Source organism: Sphingopyxis sp. PAMC25046 (assembly GCF_004795895.1).
In the GTDB taxonomy this organism is placed as follows: Bacteria; Pseudomonadota; Alphaproteobacteria; order Sphingomonadales; family Sphingomonadaceae; genus Sphingopyxis.
The window spans coordinates 1297866-1313503 of the sequence record NZ_CP039250.1 but is presented as its reverse complement, the minus strand read 5'-3'; the positions used below and the strand labels follow the sequence as shown (position 1 = coordinate 1313503).

Here is a 15638-nt window from a genome sequence, read left to right as displayed (position 1 = left end):
GTCAGGCGGGGAGCAGCGCCTTGAGCGGGGTTTCGGTGTCGGCCAGCTGCTCTGCCGTCGCGCGAAGCCCCGCGGTGACGACCATGCGGCCCTGGACATAATCCTTGGTCGCGTTGACGCAGTCGATCGCGATCACCTTGCCCGCCTTGAGGTAGACGACCGAGAAGCTGCGGTTCGCGGGATCGCCGCGCAGCACCGCCTGATCGTGCCCGGTCGAGAGGCCGGCGGTCTGGAGCTTGAGGTCGTACTGGTTCGACCAGAACCAGGGGATCGCGCGATAGGGCGCCTCGTCGCCGACGATGCCCTTGGCGACGACATTTGCCTGGTCGTTGGCGTTCTGGACCGATTCGAGCCGGATCTCGGCGCCCTCGGCAAAGTGGTTCGCATGCGCGGCGCAGTCGCCGATCGCATAGATGTCGGGCAGGCTCGTCTTGCAGAACGGGTCGACGCGCACGCCATTGGCGCAATCGGCGCCGGCGGTGACCAGCGGTTCGACCGCGGGCACGATCCCGATGCCGACGATGACGAGATCGGCGGGGATCACCTCGCCGTCCGACAGCCGCACGCCGGTGACATGGGTGTCGCCTTCGATCGCATCGACGCAGACGCCGAGCCGAAGGTCGACGCCGTGATCGCGATGTTCCTTTTCATAGAAGCGCGACAGGTCGGGCCCCGCGACACGCGCGAGCACGCGGTCGAGCGCTTCCAGCAGCACGACCTTCTTGCCCGCCTTGGTGAGCACCGCCGCGGCCTCGAGCCCGATATAGCCGCCGCCGATCACGACGATCTGCTTTGCTGTTTCGGATGCCGCCTTCATCGCGTCGGCGTCGGCGCGGGTGCGCACGCCCTGCACGCCGGGCAGATCGCCGCCGGGGATCGGCAACATGCGCGCGGCCCCGCCGGTCGCCCAGACGAGCTTGCCATAGCCGATCGTTTCGCCGTCCCCGGTCGTGACGCTGTGGCCGACCGGATCGACGCTGACGACACGCCGGCCGAGCAGCATCGTTACCTCGCGTTCGTCCCAATATCGGGCGGGACGCAGCTGGATGCGCTCGAATTCCTTCTCGCCCGCAAAATATTCCTTCGACAAGGGCGGGCGCTCATAGGGAAGCTCGGGCTCTTCGCCGATGATCGCGATGCTGCCTGCGAACTTTTGCGTCCGCAGCATCACCGCTACCTGCGCCCCGCCGTGTCCCGCACCTACAATCACCACGTCGAATTGCATCGCTCGCATCTCCCGCTGCTCGTCAGCGCGGCCCTTGCACGCGCGGCGGAGCGAGGCAAGCCGCGCTCGCGTCGCTCGCAGGAAAGAAAAAGTTGAAGCTCAGCCCGCCAGGGTCAGCGCCGGCTTCGCCCCATAAGCGGCAAAGACCACCGGTTCGATTTCCTCAACTTCGGATCGGAGAACCGCAACGACCTCGCCGAGCTTGGCCGCGATGATCGCGGCCTGCGCCGCCTCAAGCCCGGCCACGACGACTTCGACGCGCATGTGCGACGGCAGAAGGTGCATCGTCATCGCGCCCGGGACGAAGGCGCGCTGCGCAAAGAAATTGGCGACGCGCGGCAGTGATTGCGGGTCGAGGGTCGCGTCGACCCGGAAACGGTGCATCACGCCGCCTCGCGCTGCGCGCCGGCGATGACCTCCTCAGCCATTTCGTCGGCGACGACCGCCGGCGAGCGCCCTTCGCGCGCCGCACGCGCGAGCAGGTCGCCTACCCGCGGGGCGATTTGGGCAACGCGCAGCTCGACATCGCTTTCGCCCTCGCCCAGATATTCGGCCGACACGTTGATGATGCCGCCCGCATTGACGACATAGTCGGGCGCATAGGCGATCCCGCGATCGAGCAGCAGCCCCGCAACTTCAGGCGTCGCGAGCTGGTTGTTGGCGGCGCCGCATACGAGCTTCGCCTTCAGCTTCGCGACCGTGTCGCGATCGAGCGCGCCGCCGAGCGCGCACGGCGCAAAGATGTCGGCATCGACCGATGCGATCTCCGACACGTCGACGACTTCGGCACCATGCACCGCCGCGAGCCGGTCGCGGCGCACCGGACTGACGTCGGCGATCACGAGCCGCGCGCCCGCACCGGCGAGGCGGCGGCACAGGTCGGCGCCGACATTGCCGGTGCCCTGCACGGCGACCGTCAGCCCGTCGAGTTCTCGGCCCAGCGCGAACCTGGCGGCGACCCGCATCGATTCGAACACGCCCTTCGCGGTCCAGGGCGACGGATCGCCGCCCGCGCGTCCTTCGACCGAGGGCAGGCCCGCGACATGGCGCGAGACCGCGGCGACCTCCTGCATGTCCTCGACCGACGTGCCGACATCTTCGGCAGTGACATAGAGGCCGCCCAGCGCCTCGACCGCGCGGCCGAAAGCGCGGAACATCGCGACGCGGTCCCATTCGCCCTCGGGCCTCCGCAGCACCGCTTTGGCCCCGCCGAGCGGCAGGCCGGCGAGCGCATTCTTGTAACTCATGCCCTCAGCCAATCGCACCGCATCGGCGAGCGCGTGGCTCGCGTCGGGGTAGGACCACAGCCGGCACCCCCCGGCACCGGGGCCCAGCGCGGTCGAGTGTATCGCGATAAATCCGTCGAGCCCCGCTTCGAGATCGTAAAGCCGCACGCATTCGAGCGGCGGGGCGAGGCGGGCAAGACGGACAACCATGAATCAAACTCCTTGGATTGAGGGGAGCTTGTCGCATTTTCCTGCAGGGCAAACTTGATCGATTAGCGGCTGCAGAGGATCTTTTCTGGATTTTCTGATCGATAAGATTCGTATATCGGGTTGAAATGACCGACTTGGATCCATTCGAGATTAAAATCCTCCGCGAACTCCAACGCGACGCGAATCAAACGACGGCACAGGTCGCCGAACGCGTCGGGCTGTCGGTGTCGCCCTGCTGGCGCCGCATCGACCGGCTCGAACGCGACGGCTTCATCAGGAAGCGCGTCGCGATCATCGACCGGCGCAAGGTCGGGCTCAACGCGCATGTCTTTGCGCAGGTAAAGCTCAACGCGCATGGCCGCGCCAATCTCGACGAGTTCAGCGCCGCGATTCGGGGCTTTCCCGAAGTGCTTGATGCCTATGTACTGATGGGCACGACCGATTTCATGCTGCGCATCGTCGCGCGCGACATCGACGCTTATGAAAGCTTCTTTTTCGACCAACTCAGCAAATTGCCGGGGGTGCAGGAAATCAACTCGACGGTCGCGCTGTCCGAAATCAAGGCGACGACCGAACTGCCGCTGGGCCAGGATTGATCCGCTGCTCCACGGGCGCGCAGAACCCTTATCCGCCACTTGTGCAAGGACGCTTGTTTTCGTCCGAAGGCGCTGCTAGTGGCGCCCCTCGTTGCCGCTTTAGCTCAGTTGGTAGAGCACATCATTCGTAATGATGGGGTCACAGGTTCGAGTCCTGTAAGCGGCACCATTTCCCCGAAATCGCAAAAGCCAAAGAGCCGCCGAGGTTAAGGCGCAATGGCCTGTGCGCCGGCCAGACCGAAGCGAGCATCCTGCCAAATTTCGCGATTTTCTCGGGGGAAATGCCCCATGGGAATGATGGTGCCCAGAAGAGGAACTGAACTGGGCATCAAAGCGGCGGAAATCCGATGCAATCAACAACGAGATACCGCTGAAACCATCATAGAAACCATCACAAAATTTGGCAAGGGCTGGACGATATCGGAAGCCGATTTTTGGTTGCAAATTCGCTCGCGATCGCAGTCGCAGCTTTTCAAGCTCGCCGGCAGAAAAATCGCCGACCGAGTAATCATTTTATGAGCGTCGAATTCGAGCTGGCAACTTGCTAGCTATTGCGGCCCAGTCCTGTTGACGAGGCCAATAAGGTCGAGACCACGCGTTCGAGTTCGGCCAGTGCGGCAATTGCCCCCATTCCCAAGAACGACCGCGCGCGCCCGGCGCTGGCCAACGGGCCGCCTTGCGCCGATCGCCTCAGAGAGTTGCCGCACATCCGCCAAAGGACGACAAATGGAGGCTTTGAGCGTCGATCATAACGGTCGAGTTCGCGCCTCGCGCTGTCGCCCGGGTCGTCTTGCAACTATGTACGGTGCCCTTCCGACCAGGCCAAAACAAATCCCATAGCTCAATCCCAGAGCCCACGCGGGTTCCCCCATCAGAGGCTTTCGTACGCTAAAGCGCCCGAGCCCTTCGCGTTAGGATGTGGATTAGCGCCAGAATGGGGCTCTGACTCACTTTTGGTGCAAGTGCGTTGATAGTGGCGAGTTTTTCCCCGAAGGAGGAGATCGCCATGCATGGGAGAGGTTTTCGCGAAGCCATTGCGCCAACAGGATTGGTGATCGACAAGGTCGAGTATGCCGCCGATCAGATACGGATCACCCGGCGATCCCGATTTCGAGTTTCGATTTACCCGAACTGCTGCCGCCCATCTGCGCGTGTCCACAGTCGATATCACTGTACACTCGCCGATCTACTCTCTCATGGCCGACCGGTTCGGATTACTCTTGTCGCCCGGCGTTTTCGCTGCGCCACATCCCGCTGCACCACGCGGATCTTCGTTGAACGCTTTCCTCCAGATGTGACTGCAACATTTGCCCGGCGTACGGCCCGCCTGGATTCTATCGTACATCACCTTAGGCTGGCGCTGGGTGGGCGTCCGGCGGCCAGCTTGGCGCGCCGCCTTGAGGTGTTCATCGGCGCGGGCAAGCGGCGGGAGTGGCCGCCCGAGGTGGAGGCCTCGATTGTCGCGGAGTGCTATTCGGGCCGCAAGGGCGTCAGTCCTGTGGCGCGCCGGCATGGGCTGGATCCCTCGCAGCTATACGCCTGGCGGCGGGATTTGCGTAAACAGCTTGAGGCCGAGGGTGTGATCCTGCCATCGGCACATTCGGAAGATCGGCGAGGATGTGGCCGAGCGCCTCGATGTGGTGCCGACCACCTTCCGCGTCCTGGTCACCCGGCGGCCGCGTTATGGCTGCCGTTCGTGCGAGAGCGCGATCGTGCAGGCTCCGGCGCCAGCGCGGATCATCGAGGGCGGTACTCCCACCGAGGCACTGATCGCCCAGGTGCTGGTATCCAAGTATGCCGATCACCTGCCGCTTTACCGGCAGGCCCAGATATACGCCCGGCAGGGCATCCGGCTCGACCGATCCACTTTGGCCGACTGGGTCGGGCGAGCGGCCTGGTATCTGCGCCCCTTGCGTGACCACATTCTCGACGAGCTACGACGATCCGAGCGGTTGTTCGCCGACGAGATAACCGCCCCGGTCCTCGATCCGGGCGCGGGCCGACCAAGACAGGACAGCTCTGGGCCTATGCTCGCGATGATCGACCATGGGGCGGCTGCGATCCGCCGATCGTTGCCTATGTCTATGCGCCAGATCGCAAGGCAAAACGCCCTCACACGCACCTTGGTGATTTCGCGGGCATCCTGCAGGTCGATGGCTATGGCGGCTACGCCGCGCTCGCCCGGCGGCGCCAGCAGATCCGGCTCGCTTTCTGCTGGGCGCACGTCCGCCGCAAGTTCTACGAACTGGCCGACACGTCGCCGGTCGCCACCGAAGTGCTGCGCCGCATTGCCTTGCTCTATGGTGTCGAGGACGAGGTGCGCGGTTCACCCGCCGAGCAACGCTGTGCCGCTCGGACCGAACGCAGCCGCGTCATCGTCGGTGATCTTCATCAATATCTTGCCGCCCCTGGCCGCCAAGTCAGCGCCAAGAGCAAGCTCGGCGAGGCGATCCGCTATGCGCTCACCCGCTGGGATGGACTGTCCCGGTTCATCGACGACGGCCGCATCGAGCTCGACTCCAATACCGTCGAACGCTCGATCCGCCCCCTCGCATTGAATCGCAAAGATGCCCTGTTTGCCGGTTCCGACGAAGGCGGCGACAACTGGGCGGTGATCGCCACGCTCATCGAAAACTGCAAGATCAGCGGCGTCAACCCGCACGGGTGGATGACCCAGACCCTCGTGAAACTTGCCAACGGTCATCCCGCCAACAATCTCGCCCAACTCATGCCATGGTCCACCGTGGCCTGAAAACACCGGTTACATGCTTTCGCTGCTTGGCACTGTTTCGCCTTCCCGTTCTATCTGGTGCGGCGCGAACGATGGCTTGAACGCCGCAACGGCATGGCCGGCGAACGCTGAGTGGCAGCTCCCTTTCCCGGCAGGCAAGGTCTGGCAAGCACCGCACCTGCGGGAACCCGGGGCGAAGGACAACCAGGATCAGGCTGCAAGTGGCGGTGCAGTGTGCGTATCCCAAAGGGCAAGAATGCTGCGGAGTGCGGTTACAAAGGCCAAAGGCTGATCGAGCATCAGATGGTGACGGGCTTCAGGCACCGCGATGATCGGAATGTCACCTCCACCCAGCTCGCGGACGTATTCGGCCGATTCCGGGGTGAAGAGTTGGCTCATACCGCCGTGCACGATGGCCTTCCGGCCCGGTGCCTGCACCAGACGCTCGCCCATGGTGAGCCATTCGTTGGGCTTGTTGCTCCTCCGAAAGACCTCGGTTGAAAACTTCCACGTCCACTCGTCTCCATCCTGTCGCAGGGAATGATAGGCCATGTAGTCCAGAAGGAATGGCTCGCCGACCGGCTGGGGCGGGGAAAGGATGTACCGCTTACGTGCCGTTTCATAGCAAGGATAACGCTTGCTGGGCTTGTCCGGATCGCCGGAACCAGGGCTTGACCGCCTGAGGTTCCAGTACTCTTCCAGGAGAGCGGGCCGCATGATCATGAGATCGCAAACCACCACTCCGGCAAAGGCCTCGGGCCACTGGGTCACGGCTGTCAGGGCTGCGCCCGACCCGAAGCTGTGCGCGATGATTGTCGGCTTTTGGCCATCCGCAAACATATTCAGCGCCTCGGCAATCTCGCGAAACTCGCCCCCTCTCGCCAAGAGGTCGGCGCGACCACGCATGTCGCTGTCGCCCATGCCGGCCAGATCAAACGCCACCACGTCATAATCTTCTGCCAGAAACGGTGCAATGAAGGCAAAGCAGCGCGCATGTGCCAGAAAGCCATGGGTCATCAATACCTTGGGCTTGCTGGGGTCACCCCAGCGGAAATAGTGCGCCTTGGCCCCATCTATTTCCACATAACCTTCTTCGCGGGGCACCTTGAGCGCCGACACGAACCATTCGGGCAGATGTGAGCCGTCGCCAGCCCAAACAGGATCAATGTCCACTGGAAAGTCACTTATTCTGAACATCTCATTCATCAGGTTGCGCTGTCCTTGTTCGCTGGTGTGCTGGCGGCAAAGCCGCGGTAGGCATCGCGTGCCACATCGCCGCAAATCGCAGCATAGGTCGACACGCTTGGAAAATTGATGAGTTGGCGCTTCTTACCCGGGATGTTTGCGCCCATGTACCAGGAGTCCGCTTCGGGAAAGAGCGTCATAGCGCCAACCTGAGCGACCATTTCGGTCCAGTCCGCCTCTGCTTGCGGATCGGCGTCGAAAAGATCGTAACCGTTGTTTCGCAGCCAGACCATGAAATCGCAGATCCAGTCGCCCTGCATTTCCGCGCTTGTCGGGCCGTTGGAAAAACCCGAGGGGCTCAGGGGTCCGTAAGCGAACAGCATGTTGGGGAAACCCGATACCGCCATTCCCAGATAGGCGCGCAGCCCGTTGTCCCAAGCTTGCGACAGTAACAGGCCGCCCCTGCCGGTGATGTTCATGTCGATCAACCCGCCCCGCCCCGCGTCGAAGCCGGTGGCGAAAACGATGAGATCGCATTCGACCTCGCCGTCTGCGGTTGTGATTGCGTGCGGCCCGACACGGGTGATCGGGTTTGCCTTCAGATCAACCAGCGCAACATTGTCCTGCGCGAAAATCTCGTAATATCCCTGTTCCAGCGAAGGTCGCTTCGTGCCGAACGGATGCGGCGGTTCGGATGGGGCGAGTTTCTCGGCCAGATCGGGATCGGCGATCCGCGCGCGAACCTTGTCGCGCCAGAAATCGTAGGCGTGGCGATTGGCTGCGCGATTGGTAAGCAAGTCGGCGAAGTTGTGGTACCAGAACCTCAATCCGCCTCGCTGCCATAAATCTTCGAAGTGGGCATTGCGCTCAATCTCGTCGACTTCGAGCGCCGAGACTTCAAGTGACTGGCTTTCAAATCCTCCGCTCGTCTGCCTGCGCTGTTCGAAAAGGGCAGGATAGCTGTGCTTTTCGCGTTCCTGATCCTCCCGCGTCAGCCGCTCCTGCCGCATCGGCAGGGCCAGGATCGGGGTTCTTTGGAACAGGATCAGCGCTTCAGCCCGCTTGGCTGCTTCTTGGGCGACCTGCACACCGCTCGCTCCGGTTCCGATCAGGGCAACTTTGCGCCCATCGAGATCAATACCCTCCTGCGACCAGCGCGCCGTGTGGCACCATTCGCCCTCGAAATCCTCAATGCCCGGAATGTCGGGGATATACGGCTTCGACGCAAAACCGAGGGCTGGGAGCAAGAAGCGTGTCGATACGGATTGCCCGCCCTCAAGCTGTAGATTCCATAGTCCCCGCCCTGCATCAAAATCGGCGCTTTCGACCCTCGATCCCATCCGCATCAGCGGCCAAAGGTTCAGCGTATCGCAGACATGGCGGAAATAGGCCCTGAGTTCTTCCCAGCCGGGAAAGCGCTCACTCCAAGTCCATGTCCGCCACACTTCGGGGATCGAGAATTCATAGAGCGGAATCTGCGAATCCACGCGTGCGCCGGGATAGCAATTCCAGTGCCAGATGCCGCCCGGATCGGTCGCAGCATCGACCAGCAGCACGTTGAACCCGGCGTCCCGCAACTTGTGGAGCAAGTAGATCCCGCTGAAGCCAGCACCGATGATCACAGCGTCATAATCGGGCGAAGTCTGATTCGTCATGAAGCGGCAGTCAGGCTCTCGGCAATTGCCTTCGCCGTTGCATAGTCGGCCTTGCCGTTCGATGCGCGCAGGGGGATCTTCGTTGGATATATGGCCTTCGGTGTTTTGTAGCCTGCCAACTGCCCCCGCACATGATCCTTGACGGCTTGCTCGTCGAACGCAACGTCGCCGCTGAGGTGGACGACGGCGGTGACGGCCTGACCCCATTTTTCGTTTGGCACGTCCACGACCAGCGCGTCACCAATCGCGGGATGGGTCTTGAGAATCTCCTCGACTTCCTCGGGGTAAACTTTCTCGCCAGCAGTGTTGATGCAAACGCTGCCACGGCCCAGCAAGGTCAGGCTGCCATCGGCCTCGACCGTGCACCAGTCGCCCGGAATCGAATAGCGGACCCCATCGATTGTGCGGAAGGTCTTGGCGGATTTCTCGGGATCCTTGTAATAACCCGCTGGGATCGCACCCATGAGGGCGATAAATCCCGGTACGCCGCTTCCCGGCGTCACTTTCTGGTCGTTTTCATCAAAGACATGACAGAATTCGCCAATCGCAAATTTCGCGGTGTTGGTGCCCCCTTGCGCGGTTGTGATGGAGCGGCCGAAGCCGAGCCCTTCGGAAGCGCCGAAGCTGTCCATCAGCACCACCTGGGGGATATGCTTGCACAGCCCAGCCTTGACTTCCTTGCTCCACATCACGCCGGATGAAACGATGGTGACGAGGCTGCTGGTATCCCAGCGGCCGGGATTCCGGTCCAGCGCCTGCAGCATTGGCTTGGCAAAGGCATCGCCCACAATTGCGATGCTTTGCACATTATGCTTATCAACTGTTTCCCACAACTCCGTCGCATCGAAGGACGAGTCTGCGAGTGTAACGATGGCGCCGCCCGACATAAGTGTGCCGATCGCGGTGATGAAGCCGGTCCCGTGCATCATCGGGCAGGATGGCAGGGTGCGGTTGCCGGGCCCTTGACTTGTGATCAACGCGACGTGTTCTTCGAGTGTCTGAGGAACGGGGGCGAGCAGCTTCTGGGCCTCGAGCTGTGCTTTGCGCATTTGGTCGTGATGCCACATCACGCCCTTGGGCATGCCCGTCGTGCCGCCGGTATAGATGAAGAGCTGATCTTCGGGAGAGCGCACTATGCCGAGCGCCGATCCGTCGCCTTCTTGCGCGAGTGTTTCGTAAGGGATCGCAAAAGGCGCGATTTGCGAAGCCTCGCCAATTTCCACAAAGGTGTGAACCTTCTCGAGCCGATCCTTGAGCTCGACGATACAGTCGCGGAATTCCGAGCTGTAGACGATCACTTCGCTATCGGAATCGTCGAAGATATAGAAGACCTCCTCGGCGACATAGCGGTAATTGATGTTCACATGGATCAGGCGCCCCTTGAAGCAGGCTGCCATCAACTCGCCATATTCGGGTCGGTTGCGCATATAAAAGGCAACCTTGGCCCCATTGCCGGCTCCGCGCTGCCGGAGCGCGCGGGCAACATTGTTCGAACGTCCCGACATTTCGGGCCAGGTGATGATCCGGTCGCCGTGTATCAGGGCCGGCGCATCCTTTGGCATGACGGGCTCGATAGCGTCGAGAATGTCGCCGAGATTCCAGTCGATCACATTAGTTCCCCTCTCCGAACGGGGTGGCGGCTTTGGCGCACTTCCCTTGGAAGAAACATCACGCAGCTTTGGTCCAGCCCTGAAGTGCCGCAGCCTCCGCCCGGACCGCTTCTGGCCCACCCAGAACCTGCCGGTCGAATCCGATCCGTTTGAACCAGTAATGCAGGCCAAGCAGGTCGGTGAATCCCATTCCGCCGTGCACTTCGGTGGAAGTGCGTGCGACAAATCGATAGACCTCGGCCGTGTGCGATTTGGCATGGCAGGCAAGCAGTGATGCCTCATTCGGCACCGCGTCGAAGGCGTGGGCGGCGTACCAGACGAGCGAACGGCACGGTTCATGCCGCGCGGCCATCTCGGCGCACATATGCTTTACGGCCTGGAAACTACCGATCAGGCGGCCGAACTGTTCGCGCTGACCAGCATAATCGACAGCCCTTTCGATCATGGCCTGACCTGCGCCAAGGCTGTCTGCGGCGAGGATCACGCGGCCCGCATCGCGCAGCCGGGCCACTGTAGCTCCGCCATCGTCAGCCAGTGGTTCCGCTTCGTCCCCGTCAAACCGCAATTCCCCGACGCTACGGGTGCGATCGATGGTCGTCAACGCGATAGCTTCCAGCCCGGACGCCTTGGCACCGACAAGGTGCAGCCTGCCACCGGAATCGGCGACGACGTAGGCATCAGCTCCTTCGAAATCGAGCGCGAACAGGGCGGTGCCGTTGAGCTTCCCGCCGGCAGAGGAAACTCCCGCGCCGTCGCGCACCTCGATCGTCTCGGAAATCGCGACACCGACACGCGCCTCGCCGCTCGCTATCTTTGGCAGCCAGTGGGCCTTTTGCTCCTCGTTGCCAGCTTCGCGCAAGGCGATCGGTGCGAGAACCTGACTGGCGAGAAACGGCACCGGTGCGACCGCATAGCCAAGCTGTTCCGCCACCACCGCCGCGTCGAGCAAGGTCATGCCGAGCCCGCCATGCTCTTCGGGGACGAGCATTCCGGCAACGCCCAGATCGTGGAGGGCGCGCAACACCTGGTCGCTCAACGGATTGTCCCGCTCCGCACATTCGCGGACGTGACTGAGCGGGCTGGTATCGGCGAGGCACCGCGAAACGGCGTCGCGCAACATCTGCTGGTCCTGCGAAAGTCCAAAGTCCATCAGTCTGCTCCCTGCTTCTGTCGCGCCATGTCCGCGGGGTTCGGCTCACGTGGCATTTCAAGGCCGCGTTCGGCGATGATGTTCTTCTGGATCTGAGCGGTCCCGCCGCCGATGATGAGACCGAGTTGGAACATATAGTTCCATTGCCACGCCCCGCCGTCCCGCTCACGCGGGCTGTGGTGATAGAGTATGCCCAGTTCGCCCATGGCGTCGATTGCCAGCGCGGATATCTGGTGAGCGAGTTCACAGCTTTGCAACTTGACGATCAGCTTCGCCATGCCGCCCGGCTCTCCCCTAAGGCTGTTCGAAAGGATGCGCATCCCATTGTATTTCATCGCCGCTACTTCGGCCTGAAGTGCCACTAGCCGGTCGCGCAGTACCGGATTGTCGATCGCGCGACCCTGGCCCAAACGCTCTTCCTGCATCAGTGCGATCAGCGCCTGCAGCCGGTTTTCGAGCGCGTCGGGATCGCCCAGCATTCCGCGCTCATGGCCTAGGGTTGCGTTCGCGACGAACCAGCCCTGGCCCCGCTGGCCGACGATCTGGTGCATGGGGACGCGCACATCGGTGAAGAACGTCTCGTTGAACTCGGCGTGACCGGTCATCGTCTTCAAGGGGCGAACCTCGATGCCCTGCGTGTCCATCGAAAAGATCAGGTAGGAAATGCCGCCATGTTTGGGTGCGTCAGGTTCGGTCCTGACCAGGCAAAAGATCATGTCGGCCTGCTTGGCGGTGCTGGTCCAGATCTTCTGGCCATTGATAACAAATTCGCCGTTTTCGATGTGCGCGCTGGTCTTGAGGTTGGCTAGGTCCGACCCGGCACCGGGTTCGGAATAGCCCTGGCACCATACGATATCGCCTTTCAACGTGGGTTCGATCCAGCGCCGTTTCTGTTCCTCGGTGCCGAGTTCAAGCAGGGTCGGCACGAACATCGAGATTCCCTGATTAGAAAGCCCGCCCGGCACCCTGGCCCGCGCAAATTCCTCTGCGATGATGCGCGATTGGAGAATGTCCGGCTCCGCTCCATAGCCTCCATACTCCTGCGGGATCGTTCGCGCGGTATACCCATGCTCGATCAACAGCTTCTGCCATTCGACTGCCTTGGACGAAGGTCGGGCCGCCCGGTCAGCAGAAGGCGGCGCGAGATGGCGGTGCGCTTCGATGAAAGCCCGCACTTGCTTGCGGAAGACATCGTATTCGGGCCCGTAATCAAGATCCATGACGCTTCTAACTTTCACGCAGGCGGAAAACAGGAAGGCGGAAGTCCTCACCGATCAATTCGAATTCCACTTCCACCGGAAGGTCGAGCGCTAGGCGCTCGTGATCGCAACCAATCAGGCGCGTGGCCATGCGTACGCCCTCTTCCAATTCCACCACCGCCGCCACGAAGGGAATTTCGTCGGCAAAAGCCGGGTGGAGGGCCTGGTGGGTAACGGTCCAGGAAAACAGCGTGCCCTTGCCACTGCTGCGTTCCCAGGAGAATTCCGGCGAGCCGCACTTTGCGCACATATAGCGCGGTAGGTGGCGGAAGCAGCCGCAGCCGCCGCAGCGCTGGAAATAGAGATTGCCGTCTTGGCACCGCTTCCAGAATTCCTGCTCAACCGGGTCTTGCGGGCGAGGTCGCGGTTTGGGCGGCGCAACCTGCGCGGAGGGCCGCATTTTGGGAGGCAGATCGCTCTCGCTGCTCATGCAAACCTCCTGAGAATGGCAATGCTTCCATCGCCAAGGTCACCCCAGCCGGTCACAAGACCAGTTTGGGCTCCCAGCACCTGGCGCTCGCCGCAGTCGTGACGAAGCTGGCGCACTGCCTCGACCACGTGGTTGAGTCCCCAGACATGCGCCTCACTGAGCAAGCCGCCATGGGTGTTGATCGGATAGCGGCCACCCAGCTCAATCTGGCCATTGGCGACGAATTCGAACTGTGCACCCGGTTCGCAATAGCCCATCGCTTCCAGTTGCAGCAGAACGACATAGGTAAAGCAGTCGTAAATCTGCAGGAAATCCATGTCCTCGCGCTTGACGCCCGCCATGTCGAAAGCGCGCGGGGCAGCATAGCTGAGGCCAATCTTGAAGGGATCGGGCCGCGAGGGGATGTCGTCGGCGGGATAGGGGTGGCCTTCCGCGGCACCGGCGATGCTGACGGGCACATGCGGCATATCCCTGGCCCGATCCATTCGCGATATGACTACCGCGCAGGCGCCATCGGTTTCAAGGCAGCAATCGTAAAGGCGGAAGGGCTCGGATATCCAGCGCGCCGAATGATAGGTTTCCGCGTCGAGTTCGCGCCCATAGGTAAAGGCGCGCGGATTCAACTGCGCGTGACGCCGGCAGGCTAGCGCTACCGCTGCCATCGCATCCGCGCCCACGCCGTAAAGCTTCGAGTGACGGGTCGCCAGCCAAGCATACATCTGCACCGGCAGGAACACACCATAGGGGATGTAATAGCCCTGGATGGTATTGGTCAGCGTGTTCATGTTCATCGCCCGAGTGGGCGGGGCACCCGGCTTGGGCCTGAGGGCGGAATAGCCGTTCCAACCGAGCGTCACCAGCACGTGATCGCAAAGCCCGCTGGCGATCGCCATTGCCGCGTTCTGCAGCGCCGTCGTCGGGCTGGCGCCGCCCATGTGAACGGTGGCCGCATAGCGCAGCACATCAATGCCGAGATTGGCGGCCATTTCCTCCGAGGTCGTATAGATCGGCGGCGGCACCATGCCGTCGATGTCGCAAGGTTTCAGCCCGGCATCTGAGATTGCGCGGCGCGAGGCTTCCAGCATCATGTCCACCGCGGTCCGTTCGGTGCCCTTGACGAATGCGGTTTCGCCCACACCGGTTATGGCGGCCTTGTCGGCAAAGGATAAGGTCTGCGAAGCGTTCATACAGCGTACCCGTCTTGCCGCAATTCAGGAATAGAATCTGGCATCGGCCAGCGCCCTTTCGGCCCCTTCGACAAGATCGCGCATGACCTCTGCCGCTGGACGGATCGAATGGATCAATCCAATTCCCTGCCCCGCGAAGCCGGGCATGATATCCTTGCGCTGAGCCTTTATGCCCGAAGCCATGACCGGCCCTGAAATCATCGACTGGTAAGGCATCGGAAGCGGCTCCTTGCCCGCCGCAACCCAAGCATCGGCCCATTTGTTGCGGATCATGCGCGCAGGCTTGCCGGTCAACGAACGGCTAACGACGGTATCTGCATCGCCGCCGTCGGTTATTGCTTCCTTTTGGAACCGTTCAATCCCTGCCTCTTCGGTTGCCAGGAACGCCGTTCCGACCCACGCGCCCAGAGCGCCCAGCATCATCGCTGCGGCGACTCCGCGGCCATCGGAGATTCCACCTGCTCCGATCACGGGAACCCGATCGCCCACCGCGTCGACTACCTGCGGAATCAGCGAGAAGGTTCCGATCGGGGAGTTGTGCCCGCCGCCATCGTGGCCCTGCGCCACAATCATGTCGATGCCGGAATCGACCACCTGCTGGGCGTGCTTGACCTTGCCGATCACCGCCATGACCCTGGTGCCATTGGAATGAAGGCGGTCCATCCACGGTCCGGGATTGCCGAGGCCGGCGGCATAGACTGGCACCTTTTCCTCGATTACCACTTCCATCTGCGCCTCGAAAAACTCCCGCGTGAACAGCTGCGGACCGCCCTTGCCCATTTCCGGCGCGCCAGCCGCGCGCATGGCCATTGCGGCATCCACTTCGGGCAGATCCTCGCGTTCCATGAAATCGCGGGTGAACTGCTGATATTCGCCAAGCAGTGCCATCGGGTTTTCGAGCGAGGCGCCGCTCTGCGGTGCCGAACCGCGCCTGACGGAGGCAGGCAGAAGGGTGTCGACCCCAAATGGCTTATCGGTCAGTTCGCGGGTCTGGCGGATCCAGCTGCGCAACTGGTCTGGCGAGCAGGCCGCAGCGCCAAGAACGCCAAGTCCCCCGGCATTCGATACTGCGGCCGCGAGCGCGGGGACACTCGCCCCGCCCATTCCGGCCAGAAGGATCGGGTATTCGATCCCGAGAATTTCGCATATGCGGCTCTTGAGTGCCATCGTAATA

13 protein-coding genes, 1 tRNA gene and 3 pseudogenes are annotated in these 15638 nt (G+C 62.2%); 6 read left to right on the top strand and 11 right to left on the bottom strand.

Features of this window, described 5'->3' with window-relative positions:
* Window position 1 precedes the first annotated feature (1 nt).
* The 3 genes from E5675_RS06150 to E5675_RS06140 all read right to left on the bottom strand — a co-directional run bounded on the left by E5675_RS06150 (window position 2) and on the right by E5675_RS06140 (window position 2661).
* Entirely contained in the window at window positions 2-1225 is a 1224-nt protein-coding gene (locus E5675_RS06150; RefSeq protein WP_136173734.1) for an FAD-dependent oxidoreductase, read from the bottom strand.
* A gap of 99 nt (window positions 1226-1324) precedes the next feature.
* On the bottom strand, window positions 1325-1609 hold the full coding sequence (locus E5675_RS06145) for a hypothetical protein (protein WP_136173733.1): 285 nt from the start codon (window positions 1607-1609) through the stop codon (window positions 1325-1327).
* Complete coding sequence (locus tag E5675_RS06140) at window positions 1609-2661, bottom strand: Glu/Leu/Phe/Val dehydrogenase dimerization domain-containing protein (protein WP_136173732.1); 1053 nt, start codon at window positions 2659-2661, stop codon at window positions 1609-1611. Before E5675_RS06140 ends, E5675_RS06145 begins: the two co-directional genes overlap by 1 nt.
* A 125-nt stretch (window positions 2662-2786) precedes the next feature.
* Here E5675_RS06140 and E5675_RS06135 point away from each other — a divergent pair, with 125 nt between their 5' ends.
* The 6 genes and pseudogenes from E5675_RS06135 to E5675_RS06115 all read left to right on the top strand — a co-directional run.
* On the top strand, window positions 2787-3257 hold the full coding sequence (locus E5675_RS06135; protein ID WP_136173731.1) for an Lrp/AsnC family transcriptional regulator: 471 nt from the start codon (window positions 2787-2789) through the stop codon (window positions 3255-3257).
* A 93-nt stretch (window positions 3258-3350) separates the two neighbouring features.
* Window positions 3351-3426 (top strand) — tRNA-Thr (locus E5675_RS06130).
* A 119-nt stretch (window positions 3427-3545) separates the two neighbouring features.
* A complete protein-coding gene (locus tag E5675_RS06125; RefSeq protein WP_136173730.1) occupies window positions 3546-3776 on the top strand; it encodes a hypothetical protein in 231 nt (76 codons plus the stop codon).
* A 625-nt stretch (window positions 3777-4401) separates the two neighbouring features.
* Window positions 4402-4662: pseudogene (locus E5675_RS21700) on the top strand (ISL3 family transposase); the annotation flags it as partial.
* A pseudogene (locus tag E5675_RS21695) lies at window positions 4660-4773 on the top strand (IS66 family insertion sequence element accessory protein TnpB); the annotation flags it as partial. The pseudogenes E5675_RS21700 and E5675_RS21695, both read left to right, overlap by 3 nt.
* Window positions 4774-4855: 82 nt before the next feature.
* Window positions 4856-6009 (top strand): annotated as a pseudogene (locus E5675_RS06115) (IS66 family transposase); the annotation flags it as partial.
* 189 nt (window positions 6010-6198) lie between these two features.
* Here E5675_RS06115 and E5675_RS06110 read toward each other — a convergent pair.
* From E5675_RS06110 to E5675_RS06075, 8 genes are read right to left on the bottom strand one after another with little or no spacing between them, the layout of a single operon-like run.
* Window positions 6199-7194 (bottom strand): alpha/beta hydrolase, encoded by a 996-nt coding sequence (locus E5675_RS06110; RefSeq protein ID WP_039575348.1) that lies wholly within the window; start codon window positions 7192-7194, stop codon window positions 6199-6201.
* Complete coding sequence (locus E5675_RS06105; RefSeq protein ID WP_054588684.1) at window positions 7194-8828, bottom strand: NAD(P)/FAD-dependent oxidoreductase; 1635 nt, start codon at window positions 8826-8828, stop codon at window positions 7194-7196. Before E5675_RS06105 ends, E5675_RS06110 begins: the two co-directional genes overlap by 1 nt.
* A complete protein-coding gene (locus E5675_RS06100) occupies window positions 8825-10438 on the bottom strand; it encodes an acyl-CoA synthetase (protein WP_136173729.1) in 1614 nt (537 codons plus the stop codon). Before E5675_RS06100 ends, E5675_RS06105 begins: the two co-directional genes overlap by 4 nt.
* A gap of 58 nt (window positions 10439-10496) precedes the next feature.
* A complete protein-coding gene (locus E5675_RS06095; RefSeq protein WP_054588686.1) occupies window positions 10497-11588 on the bottom strand; it encodes an acyl-CoA dehydrogenase family protein in 1092 nt (363 codons plus the stop codon).
* The gene (locus E5675_RS06090) at window positions 11588-12808 is read right to left on the bottom strand and encodes an acyl-CoA dehydrogenase family protein (protein ID WP_054588687.1); all 1221 of its coding nucleotides are present in this window, start codon (window positions 12806-12808) and stop codon (window positions 11588-11590) included. The genes E5675_RS06095 and E5675_RS06090 overlap by 1 nt, the downstream gene beginning before the upstream one ends.
* Before the next feature lie 7 nt (window positions 12809-12815).
* On the bottom strand, window positions 12816-13277 hold the full coding sequence (locus tag E5675_RS06085; RefSeq protein WP_054588688.1) for an OB-fold domain-containing protein: 462 nt from the start codon (window positions 13275-13277) through the stop codon (window positions 12816-12818).
* On the bottom strand, window positions 13274-14464 hold the full coding sequence (locus E5675_RS06080) for a transporter (protein ID WP_054588689.1): 1191 nt from the start codon (window positions 14462-14464) through the stop codon (window positions 13274-13276). The genes E5675_RS06085 and E5675_RS06080 overlap by 4 nt, the downstream gene beginning before the upstream one ends.
* 24 nt (window positions 14465-14488) lie before the next feature.
* The gene (locus E5675_RS06075; RefSeq protein ID WP_054588690.1) at window positions 14489-15631 is read right to left on the bottom strand and encodes a nitronate monooxygenase; all 1143 of its coding nucleotides are present in this window, start codon (window positions 15629-15631) and stop codon (window positions 14489-14491) included.
* Between the last annotated feature and the right edge of the window lie 7 nt (window positions 15632-15638).